This is a genomic window from Paenibacillus pinisoli, from assembly GCF_003605435.1.
GTDB classification, from domain to species: Bacteria; Bacillota; Bacilli; order Paenibacillales; family Paenibacillaceae; genus Pristimantibacillus; species Pristimantibacillus pinisoli.
On sequence record NZ_QXQB01000004.1, the window covers coordinates 478,383 to 491,989 of the forward strand.

Below are 13,607 nucleotides of genomic sequence, written 5' to 3' on the forward strand. Positions count from 1 at the left end.
AGCAACGGCAAGACACTCACTTATTGTGGAGGCAGATCTGATGGAACCAAGAGGACTTATGGGGGGATTCTACCGAATCTCCGAATGGATTATGAGGCTTGCGGTCATTAATCTTTTATGGATTATTACCGCGCTGCCATTTATGTTTCTAGTCTTTTTTCTGGTGTTTATTTATCCGCAGGGCATAACGGAAGAGGCGCTGGTTCAGCATGGGATATTAGCTTTTCTCATGTGGCCGATAATTACGATCTCTGTGCTTGCTCCGTTGACCCTATTCCCTTCAACGGCTGCCATGTTCACCGTAGCCCGCAAATGGGTGACGGGAGAGTCTGATGTCGCATTGTTTAAGACGTTCTTCCGCGGCTACAAGGAGAACTACAAGCAAAGCATGATTGGCGGATTCATCTACACCATCCTTATCGTCTTAATGGTCGTGAACTATTTCTTCTACAGAGACCAAATGGCAATTGCATCATACATCTTCTTGGCGTTCCTAGCTCTGTTATTTGCATCGTTGTTCAATTATTTCTCGATGCTCGTGCACTACCACATGAAAACGTTTCAATTGGTTAAAAATGCGATTTTGATTACGATTGGCAAGCCGATCCGCTCCTTGTCCACCGTCATGATGTGCGGCGTCATCATCTATATCAGCTTGTTCCAGCTGACGTTCCTGATTCCATTCTTTATGGGAAGCCTTGTCGCATTGGTCGCGTTCTGGAACTTTAATTTGATCTACATGAAGCTGCAGGAGCAGGCGGAGAAGCTGAAGCAATCCGAGGAAGAAGCGGCGGAGGAAGCGGCTGAGCTGAACCGCGAAGAGCTTCTTAAGGACAATCCTAACGATTCCAATAAATAATTGGGACGCCCGCGTTTACTTTTGCGGCAGAACGGTCTATAATAGCTATACATCCTGCGATGTTCGTAACGGCTCTTCGTTGTTTTGAACCAATGGCTGTTTCACGGGAGACCTACATCGCTTTGCAGCTGACACGCCCCCAAAAGGGGATCTCAAAAGCAGAGCTGCGGACACCCACCTGCGAGAGCGGGTTCAGAAACATGCGGGTCGGACGGCATAGGCGGGTTTTTTAAGTCAATGAAGAGCGATTAGTCGGTTAAATCCGATGAAAGCTCTTTTTTCGTGCATGAAAACATGGTATGATTAGAAGTAATGTATATAGACGCTAGAGGGGGAGATTCTTGTTGTTGAAGCGGACCTTAATCGGGCTGCTGCGCAGTCATGAACAGACAGGCGACAAGGCGAAGGATCCATTGCTGAAATCGCACTTCTACAAGCTGTCGAAGGACAAGGCGTGGGAAGAAGTGTTATCTACTCTGAAGAAGATGCAAGGCTACAAGGTATTACATGAAGTGCAATCCGTCGGAGAGATTGTGATGGAGAGACGTACAATGTTCGGTCGTACGATGGACATTACCGTTTCGGTCATCAGCGTGAATCCGCTAACATCTGCGGTTGATGTCTATTCCGCTTCCCGGGGCTCCTTGGGGGATCTCGGCTCCAACTATCGCGTTATATTGGAAATCTATCGTGTCTTGGATAAGAAGCTTGGAGCTTTTAAGGTAAATAGCTAATACATAAACAAAGCGAGGAAGGGGTGTCCTTCACTCGCTTTGTTTGCAGTCAGCCGCCGGAATGGATCGGCTGGATATACGATTATTAAACCAGGGCTTTGGCCGCTTCGATCGCTTGCTCGTAGTTCGGATGCTCGGTCATCTCAGGCAGGTATTCAACGTAACGGATCGTATTGTCTCCGTCGATGACGAAGATGGAGCGCATATCAAGGGCAAATTCTTTAATCAGGACGCCGTACGCTTCGCCGAAGTTATTGTTCTTATAGTCGGACAGCATGACGACTTTGTCAACGCCGGCTGCACCGCACCAGCGCGCTTGCGCGAACGGAAGGTCTGCGCTAACAGTCAGAACAACCACATTGTCGCCCAGAGAAGCTGCTGCTTCGTTGAAACGGCGGGTTTGCGCGTCGCAAACGCCTGTGTCGATGGATGGAACGACAGAAATCAGCTTGACCTTGCCAGCGTAGTCGCTCAGGCTAACGGATTCCACCAGGGATTTGTTAAGGGAGAAGTCCGGAGCTTGGTCTCCAGCTTTCAGTTCAGGTCCAATCAATGTAAGCGGGTTACCCTTGAATGTGGCAACGCCTGTGCGTTCTTGTAGTTGTGTCATGTTATACTTCCTCCTTGGAATGGATTGTACGATACGTGATCATTATAATCGCAATGAAATACGCTTGTCCAATAAATGGCGAATAATTAAGATCAACATAAAGGTTGATTACGGGAGAGAATCGAAAGCATATGGAACTTCGACAGCTTTATTATTTTGTGAAAGTCGCACGGAAAGAACATGTCACGCAAGCTGCGGAAGAGCTTCATGTGGCTCAGTCGGCCGTCAGCCGCCAGATCCACCAGCTGGAGGAGGAGCTTGGCGTCAAGCTGTTTGTTCAGAAGGGGAGAAATCTGCAATTGACGCCAGCTGGTGCGTTATTTCTAAAGCGGGCCGAAGTGATATTGTCCGATTTGGAGCGGGCCGTTATCGAGGTTCATGAATTTTTGGATCCGGAGAAAGGCGAGATCAGGCTGGGCTTCCCGCACAGTCTGGGCAATACGTTGATTCCGCAAGTCGTGGCGGCGTTCCGCAAGCTTCATCCGAATGTGAAATTCAGGTTCAAGCAAGGGATGTACCCTTCGCTTATTCGCGATCTCGTAAAAGGGGAGATCGATTTGGCCTTTATATCCCCTTACCCCAAGGAGAACGAACAAGTATGCGGAGAGGTGCTGCTGACGGAAGAACTGTATGCGATTCTCCCTCCCGGCCATCCGCTGTCGGACGAGGGAGAGATTGAACTGGCCCAGCTGAGGGACGAGACGTTCGTTATATTCAGCGAGGGCTATTCGCTAAGACCGATCGTATGGGAGGCTTGCATAGAGGCCGGATTCGAGCCCAAGATCGGATTCGAGGGTGAGGAGACGGATACGATTAGAGGGCTTGTTGCCGCGGGCATGGGCGTCAGCCTGCTGCCGGAGCTGGCGCTGCATCAATCCGGGCTGCTCCAGCCGGCGACGGTACGAATCTCGAAGCCTGCCGTTACAAGGACGATCGGATTGGTCCATCGAAGCAACGAGAAGCTGCCGCTTGTGGCTAAGCTGTTCCACGGATTTCTACTGCGGTATTTCAAGCGCGATTAACCATTGGCAGGGGGAAAGTTAAGGAGAACATAAGAAGAGCCCTCTGGCGGCATACAGGCCGTCAGAGGGCTCTTTCTGTTGCGGGCATTAATCGCGGTTCTGGGTGAAAATCAAAATGTAGCGAATAAGCTCCAGCAAGGAGAGCAGGGCAGCTGCTACATAAGTCAATGCGGCAGAGTTCAACACTTTGGCTACGCCGCGTTCTTCGTCGTTCGTTATGAAGCCTTCCGCAACCATCAGGTCGCGTGCTCTGCTGCTGGCGTTGAATTCAACCGGCAGTGTAATAAGCTGGAAGGCGACGGCTACGGAGAAGAAGATGATGCCGAGGCCAATTAAGTTAAACTGGTTGAACAGGAAACCGGCAATAAGCAAGAAAGGTGCGACGCCGGAAGCGAAGTTCACGACAGGGAAGATTCGGTGACGGGCAACCAGGAACGGATAAGACACGGAATGCTGAATGGCGTGTCCTACCTCATGGCAGGCGACCGATATAGCCGAGATGGAGTTCTCGTAGTATACGGGCTCCGACAAGCGCACTACGCGGTTAATGGGATCGTAATGGTCGGTCAATGCGCCTTGGACTGGCTCGATCGGCACGTCATGCAGACCGTTGTTGTCCAGCATCCTTCTGGCGGCTTGGTAGCCGGTAAGGCCGCTGTGCGCCGGCACTTGCGCCCACTTCTTGAAGGTTCCCTTGACGCGGAATTGGGCCCAGATCGTCAAAGCGAAGGCTGCAATTATCAGGATGATCATCAATACATTCCTCCAACTTATGGTGTAGGACACCGTTACATGAGAGAGCTCTTGTTCATGAGCAGCATCAGAGCTTCGATGCATGCGGCTGTCTGAGGCGTCAACGCTGAGTAGAAACGGTTCGCTTGGCGGGGCTTTAGCTGCTTAATAACAGGCTCAAGCTCCTTGACCTCGCGCTCCAGCTTTGTCAGGTGCTGCTGGATCTCGGTCAGCTTAAGAGAAATTTGCTCCTCTGGCGTCACTTTGCTCCAGCTATCCAGACTGGCTTTAATCTCATCTAACGTATATTTGTCCTTTTTCATATCCTCAATACGTTCGAGACGCTGCAAAGTTTCATGAGAATATAATCTGTAGTTTTTGTCGGATCGCTTCGCAGGCTCAATGAGCCCCATCGAGGTATAATAATCGATTGTCCTTGCGCTGACCTTGGCAAGCCTGGATAATTCTCCGATCCGGTACAAGTGGATAGCATCCATTCTATCACCGCCTTTGATCATTCTTCATTATAGTTAATGATAATCTTAAAGTAACCATACAGTCAAACGTCTGACATGTGAATTATAGAAGCAAGATGCAGCTTAGGCGGTTTGTCCCTATGTTTGCACGGAAGGGTGGAAATGAGATGTAAACGCGAAGAATGAGAGTGAGTTATATCTATTATATAGCTGTTTAACAAGAAAAGGCTAACGTTCGTGTCAGGTTTACTGCCGAACGTTAGATTTTTTTTGAAAAAAATGAAAATCCATATTGTCAAAATAAGCTGCTCTGACTATAATGACATTAAGTCTTTCGTAGTATGTGAGGAAAGATAACATTAAAGGAGTGGTCATATTGGTGAAGAAGACATTTCTCGCGTTAGGATTAATGACAATTGTTTTCCCGGTAGTCGCATTCGCAGCGGATCCTTCCGGCGCAATGCTTGACATGGGATTGAACTCCCTGTGGGTCATGCTCGCATTTATTCTTGTACTATTGATGCAAGGCGGTTTTATTCTTCTCGAAGCCGGCTCCACTCGGATGAAAAATGCAGGCCATGTGGCTGGCAAAACGATTTTTACAGTAGGTCTTGCGGCTCTTATCTATTGGGCTGTCGGTTATGGAGTAGCCTTCGGCGGGGCGAATGCGGAGAGCACGCTTAGCAAGTTTATCGGCTGGGGCGACTTCTTCGTCAATCCCGGCACTTCCGGCGACCCGGCATCTGAGGGCTTCCCGAGCGCAGTGTTCTTCCTGTTCCAATTGGCCTTTGCAGCGATCTCCTTATCCATTGCATGGGGGGGGTTCGCAGAGCGCGCCAAGCTGTCCTCTTATGTCGTATTTACCCTCTTCTATATCGCGGTTATTTATCCGGTGGTTGCTCACTGGATCTGGGGCGGCGGCTGGCTGGCCGACCATGGCGCGCAAGACTTCGCAGGCTCGACGGTCGTTCACTTGTCCGGAGCGGTTGCAGCGTTTGTCGCTACCGTTCTTCTGAAACCTCGTATCGGCAAATTCAACAAAGACGGCTCCGCTAATGAAATTTTGGGACATAACCAAGTATTTACGGCATTGTCCGTGCTTCTGCTGTGGGTGGGCTGGTTCGGCTTCAATGCAGGCTCCACCGTTGCGATCGGCGATGGATTCTTTACCTACGTAGCCTTCACGACGATGCTTGGCGCAGGCGCTGGCGGCGTCGCAGCGCTGATGATCTCTTGGGCGGTAACAGGCAAAGCTGACATAACAGCCATGCTCAACGGTACGCTTGGCGGTCTTGTTGCTATCACGGCTTCCTGTGCATTCGTTGATCCATGGGCGGCTGTCGTGATTGGTCTTGTCTCTGGCGTACTTGTATTCTACAGTGTGAAAATGTTCGAAAAGCTGAAAGTAGACGATCCGATCTATGCGCTGTCTGTTCATGGCATGGCAGGCATTTGGGGTACGCTTGCGAACGGCATCTTCGCAACGCAAGAGCTTGCAGATAAGGTAGGCGTCGGAACAGGCGGCTTGATCGACACGGGCAGCTGGAAGCAGCTGTGGGTACAGCTAGAGTCCGTTGTATTCGCCGGCGCATTCGTGCTCGTGTCGTCCTTCATCGTCCTGGGCATTATGAAGAAGGTTATGGGCTTCCGCGTAACGGAGGAGCAAGAAATTATCGGTCTTGACCTGAGCGAGCACGGAGTTTATGGTTATCCTGAGCAATTGAAAAAGCCAGGCCAAGGCATTCAAGGCTAACCGATAAGGCCTAACGGACTGACCGAAGGGGGGAAGGCGCATGAGTGATCCAGCGCGATCGCAATTCGCCAAGAAGATTGCTTCGGCCGATCATATTGACGGCATACGCTGCTTGCGCGACCAAATGCATGAGCAGATGGAAGCACTTCTCCCATCGCGGCCGGTAGAGCAATTGAATGAACAGTTGAACGAGATGCATGATGCCATCATCAGCAGGGCGATTGCCATCTCGGAAGCGGAAATGGCACGGATGGGGAAAGGGTCTCCCCCCGTGCCTTACGCATATCTGTTGTTCGGCAGCGGTGGACGGAAGGAACAGACGTTGTCCAGCGATCAGGACAGCGGTGTCGTGTATCAGGATTCCGATACGAATATTGAAGAGGTCAAGACATATTTCAAGGAGCTATGTACACTTATCGTCGAAAATTTAATTGCTGCCGGCTATCCACCTTGTGAAGGCAAAGTGCTGAGCGACAATCCGGAATGGTGCCATTCGCTCAGCGAATGGGGGGAGAAGCTGAACGGCTGGTTCAAGGAGCCGGAGTGGGAGGCAGTGCGTTATTTGCTCATTATTGCAGATGGCCGCTGCGTGTACGGAGATTCTGCTTTGGTCGATGCGCTGAAGGACATGTTCTATACCGATACGCTGGGTCATCCCGTCATTATACGCAGAATGACCGAAAATACGATGCGGCACAAGGTGCTGGTCGGCATTTTCGGCCAGTTGCTGAAGGAGCGTTATGGCGAGGATGCCGGCAGCCTGGATATCAAGTATGGGGCGTATATTCCCATGGTCAATTCCATTCGGCTGCTCGCCATACAAGCCAATCTGAGAGAGACCTCCACGCTGGAGCGCATTCGGAGGCTGGTGAAAGAAAGGCATATTTCTGCTGAGGACGGTCTCGGCTATGAGCAAGCCTTCCGTTTCATCATGAGGCTTCGGCTCATGACCACCGAGCAGATAGAGAACGGGGTATATGAGAATAATGGCAAGCTGCCCAGCAGCAAACTGTCCAAAGAAATGACGGATGAGCTCAAGAGCAGTCTTAGACTAGGCAAAAGATTGCAGAAAGCGGCATACAAGCAAGCAATGGGCAGGCTTACGTAAGAGTAAGGCGGTGCATAATCATGAAGGAGCAAAAAGGTGTAGGGCGGATGTGGAGCCTGTACAAGATGGGCGGCGTAACGCCTGCTATCGCGTCGATGCTCGGTTCTCCGAATGCACAGCAGATGGCCTTTATTCGCAATGCGAATCGGGAGCAGCGCAAGCAATCCATGCTTGACATTCCGCTCAGGGAGCTAGAGATTGTTGTATTTGATCTCGAGACGACCGGCTTTAATCCGAACAACGGCGACGAAATTATTTCTTTCGGCGCTGTTGTTGTACGTGGAGGGGAGATTGCGGAGGACGAGGCTTACTACAGCCTGGTGAATCCGAAGCGGCCGATTCCGAAAGCGATTGTGGAGCTGACAGGCATTACGAATGAAATGGTGCAGGATGCGCCGGATCTAATGAAGGTATTGCATGACTTTATGGCCTTTGTTGGCAGAAGGCTGTTAGTGGCTCATGCGTCGGGGCATGACAAGCAGTTCCTCAATGCGGCGTTGTGGCGGACCTCCAAGGTGAATCTGAATCATCGCGTTCTGGATACGATGATGATCGCCAAGTGGCTGGAGCCGGGCCTCGAAAGCTACAGCCTGGACGATCTGCTCTTGAAGCACGGCATTCCGGTTACGGAGAGGCATCATGCCCTGGAGGATTCACGGATGACCGCGCAGCTGCTGAACAAATATTTGAAGCGCATTATAGAGAGGAATATTGTTACGCTTGGCGATGTGTATGCTTACTTAAGCAAGCACTAGCGGGATAGGCTCGAACCTGCCGTCTTGCATGCGGTACGGCTCTATGACAGGCCGATCCCGCTCCTGCAAGGACACGATCCAGCAGCTCATTCCTTGTGCTGGGGGAAAGCCTGCGTAATCTCTTGCGGATGGCTGCGCATGCGAATGGGGATGGGAATGGAAGAAGCCGGCAAGCTGTTGTCGGTTTTTTTGCATGCCAAAAAATGTGTTGGTCCATTCCACTGGATGAAAGGCGAATGAATCCTCCGGATGTTCGTGCACATTCTGTATAGGCAATACGATATCGATTGTATCGCCTCCATCACTGCAGGCCAGCAAGCCGCAAGCCTCATATGGATATATTCGTTCGCATATCGCAAGCAGCTCTTGGTATGCGGCTGCAGTTATTGGGAGTTTCGTAATCATGTTCCCTGCCATAGCCATCACCTCGATGCAGCTTATTATACCGGAGGAGATGCTTAGCGAGAAGCCTTCTTCATTCCTTGCGATTGCTCGGGACGCACGAATAGCGCCACGCCTAACAGTACGACAGCGCTTAGTATCGTAAGGGAGATGAACAGCCAAGTTACAGAACGGTCGGCTGCCCAGCTCAATAGGGGCGGGCCTGCGGCAACGCCCAGAAAGCGCAAGCTATTGTACAAGGACGTGACCATGCCCCGATGGGATTGATCGACCGCGCCGGTTATAAGCGTGTTGAGGCAGGGAAGCAGCAAGCCCGTTCCGATACTGCTTAGCGTAATAAAGCTGATTAATGCAATGAACGCCGCATGCCAGATGGAAGCAGCCACTAGCGAAAGTGTGACCACAGACAGTCCGACCAGCATCAGCTTGCGCATTAGCGCTTTATTTTTTTTGATCACTCTTCCTGTTGTATAAGCGGTTATGACCAGGCCGAGCAGCGGAATGGCGAGGACGCCGCCTTTGGCGACGCCATCGATCGACAGCGGTGGCTTCTCCATCATATCGGACAGATAGAACAGCATGCCGAACAGAATGAAGAGCCCGAGCGCGCCTGCCAGATATGCAGGAAACAGCCACTTGCCGTTGCTTTTGAAGATTTTGCCCATCCCCTGCAAATATTGCCGAAGAGGCACCTTCTTGTTCGGCTTTCCGGGTTCCTCAATCAGCCATAAGACTGCCGCAAAGGCAGCCGCGCAAAAGATCGGAAACGCAAAGAAAGGGGCGTACCATGTCCAAAGGCCAAGCAGGGAGCCTAGGATAGGGCTGATCACCTTGCCGAAGCCGTTCGATGCTTCGATCAATCCTAGCGCTTCGCTTTCTTCACCGTCCTTGTACAAATCACCGACAAGCGCCATGGCGATCGGGGCAGTGCCCGCAGCAGCCATGCCCTGAATGATTCTGGCGATCATAAGCGTTGGATAAGAATGCCATACAGCGCCAAGCCCGGCAAGAATTCCGGCAGCGCCATAGACGGCTAGTGCGGGCAGAATGACGGCTTTGCGCTTCAAGCGGTCCGATAAATAACCGATGACAGGTATGAACAGTCCTGCAGATACCGAAAATAACGTAATAACGAGGCTGGATTGCAGCTCGCTGATATTCATGGCTTTGGCCATGTCAGGCAGAATAGGGACAAGCATGGAATTGCCTAGCACAAGCACGAGCGGCACGCTGGCGAATGCCGCGTACTGCAGCCATTTGGACGGATGGGAGCGGGCCATAGTTAACCTCCGGCGAATGTGGAATGGTGACGGTTTTATGGCTAATTTGCCCACTGTATTGAGCTTCCATACTACGCATGATACGATGGATGCAATTGTGTTCAAATGAATAGAAAAATGAAGGGGTGCCATATGAGAAGAGTTGCAGCGCTGGCGATAATCGCTATATTTTTCGCGGGGCTGGCCGTTTACCAATATAATCAGAACGATGCTTCCGATGCTTCGACATCCCCCGACTTCAAGCCCAAGGCGGGGTTCGCTGCAGAAGCGTTCGCGCTGCCGGATTTGGACGATAAGCAGATTGAGATTGGCGGCAAGAGCGACAAGCTGATTTTTGTCAACTTCTGGGCGTCTTGGTGCGGACCTTGCGAATTGGAAGCCCCCGACCTGCAGAAGCTTCATGAGAATTACGGGGACCGCATGGTTTTGTATGGCGTGAATGCCACGAAGTACGATAAGGAACGCGCGGCGCGAAAGTTTGTGGAAGATCATAAATTCACTTTCCCGATTCTGATGGACCGTCCAGGCGATGTGACGAAGCAATATAAAGTATCCACATTCCCGACTAGCTTCTTGATTGATTCAGATGGCGTTATCCGAGAACGGATCAATGGCGTCATCACATATGAGGAATGGGAACGGCTTATACAGAAATGGATTTAAAAAAGCTGTCTCGATTGAAGCCTTGCGGCAACCGTCGAGACAGCTTTTTTGTTGCGATTAATGGTTGATTAAGCCCAGACGCTCCGTAATGTCAGGCGAGCCGTTGTTCACCTTGTCCATGCTTAGCAGCGCGTAACGGATGCTTCCGAGCAGAGCCTCCCAGCTTGCTTCAATGACATTGCTTGATACGCCTACAGTGCTCCAAGTATTGTCCAATCCCGTTGATTCGACCAATACGCGGACCTTGGCTGCGGTCGCGTCCTTCTCGTCGATGACGCGAACCTTGTAGTCGGACAGATGAATTTGCTCGATCTTCGGGTAAAACTGCACCAGCGCCTTGCGAAGCGCATTGTCGAGCGCGTTGACCGGGCCGTTGCCCTCGGCAGCTGTGTATACTTGCTGGCCGTCGACATTGATCTTGACGATCGCCTCCGAGATCATAACCCCGTTCGACTTCTCCATGTGCATCTTGAATGATTCTACCGTAAAGATTTCCTTCATATCGGTGAAGGCTTCACGCAGCAGCAGCTCCAGCGACGCATCCGCGCCTTCGAATTGGTAGCCTTGATGCTCCAGCTCTTTGATCTGGTCGATGATCTGCTTCGTCTTCTCATTGTTGGAATTGACATCAAGACCAAGCTCATGTGCCTTGGAGATGATGTTGCTCTGGCCGGCAAGCTCCGATACGAGAATACGCTGCTTGTTGCCAACTAGCTCCGGCTGGATATGCTCGTACGTTTTGGAGTCCTTCATAATCGCCGAGACATGGATGCCGCCTTTATGGGCGAACGCCGCATTGCCAACATAAGCCTGGCCGACAGGCATGTGAACATTGGCGATTTCGCTCACATAACGCGCCGTGCTAGTCAGCGTGCGCAGCTTCTCATCAGGAAGACAGTTGTAGCCCATCTTGATCTGCAAGTTCGGAATGATGGAGCATAGGTTGGCGTTGCCGCAGCGTTCCCCGTAACCGTTGATCGTGCCCTGCACTTGCCGCGCTCCGGCTTGTACCGCAGAGAGCGTATTGGCAACCGCCAGCTCGCAGTCGTTATGCGTATGGATGCCAATTGATGCCGTAAGCTCCGATCTCACACGGGATACAATCTCATGAATCTCGCTTGGCAGCGTGCCGCCATTCGTATCGCACAGCACGAGCCAGTCTGCCCCGGCATCTTGCGCCTTGCGCAGAGCAGCCAGCGCGTATTCCGGATTGTGCTTGTAGCCGTCGAAGAAATGCTCCGCGTCATACATCGCTTCCATTCCGTTCCGCTTCAGGAACGCAAAGGAATCGAAGATCATGGCGAGATTCTCTTCCAGCGACGTCTGCAAAGCCGTATGCACATGAAAGTCCCACGCCTTGCCCACCAGCGTTGCTGCCGGAACGCCCGATTCCACGATGCGGAGAAGGCTGGCGTCCTGTTCGGCCAGAGAGTTTTTGCGGCGCGTGCTGCCGAATGCGGTAATGCGCGCATTCAAGCCCAGAGACTTGACGCGTTGGAAAAACTCGATATCCTTGCTGTTGCTTCCCGGATTCCCGCCTTCAATATAATGAACGCCCAAAGCGTCCAGCTTCAGGGCAATTTTCAATTTGTCGTCTGCGGACAGGCTGATGCCTTCTCCTTGCGTACCGTCACGCAGCGTCGTGTCAAAGATCGAGATGTTAGCGGACATTTCTGGATGACGCCTCCTTCACTGATAGCCAATACAAATCATAATTTATTATTATAACACTTTATCTATTTAAAGTAGAGGGGGAATGTTATATTTTTCACGGCCTTCTTCGGATTGACTTGGCTCTTCATCAATTATATGCTGGAAGAAAGGGGAACGGATATACGCATTTCTGTATTTTTAGGTGAGGTTGAGAGCCATGAGCGATGTGAAGGATCATTATCCCGCCAAGGGGCGGGTTATCATTCATCTGGATATGAACGCGTTTTATTGTTCTGTGCATGAAGCGGAAGAGCCAGAATATTATAAGGATAAGCCATCCGCCGTATCCGGCAGCGTGGAGCAGCGCAAGGGCATCATCGTGACATGCTCTTATGCCGCAAGGAAAAAGGGCATTAAGACGGGTATGGCCGTCAAGCAAGCTGTACGCCTGTGTCCGGAGCTGCTGTTGATCAAGCCGGATTTCAACCTGTACCGGAAATATTCCCGCGGGTTTATGAGCATTGCACGGCAGTTCACGCCGCTTGTAGAGCCGGTATCGATCGATGAATGCTATATGGATATTACGGGCTCCAAGCTGCTGGGAACGCCGCTTGAGATTGCGGATTCGCTGCAGAAGCGGATTAAGTCGGAGTGGCAATTGCCATGCTCTATCGGCCTGGCGCCTAACAAGCTTCTAGCCAAGATGGCTTCGGATATGAAGAAGCCTATGGGCCTGACTGTGCTGCGCCTGCGCGATGTGCCGAATCTGCTTTGGGATAAGCCGTGCGGCATGCTGTTCGGTATTGGCGGCAAGACGGCCGACAAGCTGGCGAAGATGAACATTCGAACAATCGGGCAGCTCGCGAGTACGGATGAGTCGCTGTTGATTAAGCAATTCGGCGTAATGGGCGCTTGGATGAAATCGGCTGCTCACGGCATCGACCATTCGGCGGTCAATCCGAACCGGGAGCAAAGCAAGTCGATCGGGCATACGACTACGCTGCCAAGCGATCTGACGGAGCAGAATGATATATTTCGCGTATTGCTTAATCTGTCGGATCAGACCGCTCGAAGGCTGAGACGCCAGAAGCTTGTTGCTTCTACCGTTCAGATTACGATTCGCCGGCCCGATATGTCCACCATCACAAGATCGCACACGTTAAATTCGCCTACCCAAACGACGGAGCAGATCAACCAGGAAGCGCGCAAGCTGTTCCTTCGCCACTGGAAGCTCGGCGATCCCATCCGGCTGCTTGGGGTTACGCTGCAAAACCTTTCACCGGCCGATGGGACGGCATTTCAGCTCGACTTGTTCAGCTATGAGGAGCAACCCCGGAAGGAGGCGCTTACGAAGGCGATGGATGCTCTTCGCGACAGATTCGGCGAGGATGCGGTGTTGACGGCCGGGATGCTTGGAGACGATCCGTCGACCCTGATCCGGAACAAGCGAATTCGGGGCACGTCCTTGCAAAAAGACGATGGTTTGTTATATATTGATGAGTGAGATACTACGCTTTAAGGCATCATACTAGCAGAAAAGCGAACGGAATTATTCCGTAT

At 51.5% G+C, this 13,607-nt stretch carries 14 protein-coding genes and 1 other RNA gene; 9 read left to right on the forward strand and 6 right to left on the reverse strand.

What is annotated here, in order from left to right; translation table 11 throughout:
- Positions 1 to 40 precede the first annotated feature (40 nt).
- The 3 genes from D3P09_RS19310 (at position 41) to D3P09_RS19320 (ending at position 1,593) form a co-directional block, all read left to right on the forward strand.
- The gene (locus D3P09_RS19310; RefSeq protein ID WP_120113030.1) at positions 41 to 859 is read left to right on the forward strand and encodes a YesL family protein; all 819 of its coding nucleotides are present in this window, start codon (positions 41 to 43) and stop codon (positions 857 to 859) included.
- Positions 860 to 907: 48 nt separating this feature from the next.
- Positions 908 to 1,090, forward strand: a non-coding RNA gene (ssrS, locus tag D3P09_RS19315) — 6S RNA.
- A 113-nt stretch (positions 1,091 to 1,203) separates the two neighbouring features.
- Positions 1,204 to 1,593 (forward strand): DUF1499 domain-containing protein, encoded by a 390-nt coding sequence (locus D3P09_RS19320; RefSeq protein WP_120113031.1) that lies wholly within the window; start codon positions 1,204 to 1,206, stop codon positions 1,591 to 1,593.
- Between the two features lie 85 nt (positions 1,594 to 1,678).
- Here D3P09_RS19320 and tpx read toward each other — a convergent pair whose 3' ends face one another.
- Positions 1,679 to 2,203, reverse strand: coding sequence for a thiol peroxidase (gene tpx / locus D3P09_RS19325; RefSeq protein ID WP_120113032.1), 525 nt, complete (start codon positions 2,201 to 2,203; stop codon positions 1,679 to 1,681).
- A gap of 131 nt (positions 2,204 to 2,334) precedes the next feature.
- Between tpx and gltC the strand changes: the two genes are divergently transcribed.
- Positions 2,335 to 3,225 carry a glutamate biosynthesis transcriptional regulator GltC gene (gene gltC / locus D3P09_RS19330; RefSeq protein ID WP_120113033.1) on the forward strand — a complete coding sequence of 297 codons (891 nt, stop codon included), beginning with the start codon at positions 2,335 to 2,337 and terminating at the stop codon, positions 3,223 to 3,225.
- A gap of 87 nt (positions 3,226 to 3,312) precedes the next feature.
- On the opposite strand, the gene D3P09_RS19335 is transcribed toward gltC, so the two are convergent.
- Both D3P09_RS19335 and D3P09_RS19340 read right to left on the reverse strand, forming a co-directional pair.
- On the reverse strand, positions 3,313 to 3,978 hold the full coding sequence (locus D3P09_RS19335) for a zinc metallopeptidase (RefSeq protein WP_120113034.1): 666 nt from the start codon (positions 3,976 to 3,978) through the stop codon (positions 3,313 to 3,315).
- 35 nt (positions 3,979 to 4,013) lie between these two features.
- Positions 4,014 to 4,454 (reverse strand): MerR family transcriptional regulator, encoded by a 441-nt coding sequence (locus tag D3P09_RS19340; RefSeq protein WP_207892520.1) that lies wholly within the window; start codon positions 4,452 to 4,454, stop codon positions 4,014 to 4,016.
- Between the two features lie 355 nt (positions 4,455 to 4,809).
- Here D3P09_RS19340 and D3P09_RS19345 point away from each other — a divergent pair, with 355 nt between their 5' ends.
- From D3P09_RS19345 to D3P09_RS19355, 3 genes are read left to right on the forward strand one after another with little or no spacing between them, the layout of a single operon-like run.
- Positions 4,810 to 6,186 carry an ammonium transporter gene (locus D3P09_RS19345; RefSeq protein WP_120113035.1) on the forward strand — a complete coding sequence of 459 codons (1,377 nt, stop codon included), beginning with the start codon at positions 4,810 to 4,812 and terminating at the stop codon, positions 6,184 to 6,186.
- A 40-nt stretch (positions 6,187 to 6,226) separates the two neighbouring features.
- A complete protein-coding gene (locus tag D3P09_RS19350) occupies positions 6,227 to 7,294 on the forward strand; it encodes a DUF294 nucleotidyltransferase-like domain-containing protein (RefSeq protein WP_120113036.1) in 1,068 nt (355 codons plus the stop codon).
- Positions 7,295 to 7,314: 20 nt separating this feature from the next.
- Positions 7,315 to 8,049 carry a 3'-5' exonuclease gene (locus D3P09_RS19355; RefSeq protein ID WP_120113037.1) on the forward strand — a complete coding sequence of 245 codons (735 nt, stop codon included), beginning with the start codon at positions 7,315 to 7,317 and terminating at the stop codon, positions 8,047 to 8,049.
- Here D3P09_RS19355 and D3P09_RS19360 read toward each other — a convergent pair.
- On the reverse strand, positions 8,035 to 8,454 hold the full coding sequence (locus D3P09_RS19360; RefSeq protein WP_165867507.1) for a M67 family metallopeptidase: 420 nt from the start codon (positions 8,452 to 8,454) through the stop codon (positions 8,035 to 8,037). The two genes, D3P09_RS19355 and D3P09_RS19360, sit on opposite strands and share 15 nt — an antisense overlap.
- Positions 8,455 to 8,507: 53 nt before the next feature.
- Positions 8,508 to 9,731: an MFS transporter gene (locus tag D3P09_RS19365; protein WP_120113039.1), complete on the reverse strand. Its 1,224-nt coding sequence runs from the start codon at positions 9,729 to 9,731 to the stop codon at positions 8,508 to 8,510.
- Positions 9,732 to 9,863: 132 nt separating this feature from the next.
- Here D3P09_RS19365 and D3P09_RS19370 point away from each other — a divergent pair, with 132 nt between their 5' ends.
- The gene (locus D3P09_RS19370) at positions 9,864 to 10,394 is read left to right on the forward strand and encodes a TlpA family protein disulfide reductase (RefSeq protein ID WP_120113040.1); all 531 of its coding nucleotides are present in this window, start codon (positions 9,864 to 9,866) and stop codon (positions 10,392 to 10,394) included.
- Positions 10,395 to 10,451: 57 nt separating this feature from the next.
- Here D3P09_RS19370 and cimA read toward each other — a convergent pair whose 3' ends face one another.
- A complete protein-coding gene (gene cimA, locus D3P09_RS19375; protein WP_120113041.1) occupies positions 10,452 to 12,065 on the reverse strand; it encodes a citramalate synthase in 1,614 nt (537 codons plus the stop codon).
- A gap of 199 nt (positions 12,066 to 12,264) precedes the next feature.
- On the opposite strand from cimA, the gene D3P09_RS19380 reads away from it, so the two are divergent.
- The gene (locus D3P09_RS19380; protein WP_120113042.1) at positions 12,265 to 13,551 is read left to right on the forward strand and encodes a DNA polymerase IV; all 1,287 of its coding nucleotides are present in this window, start codon (positions 12,265 to 12,267) and stop codon (positions 13,549 to 13,551) included.
- The last annotated feature ends 56 nt before the right edge of the window (positions 13,552 to 13,607 follow it).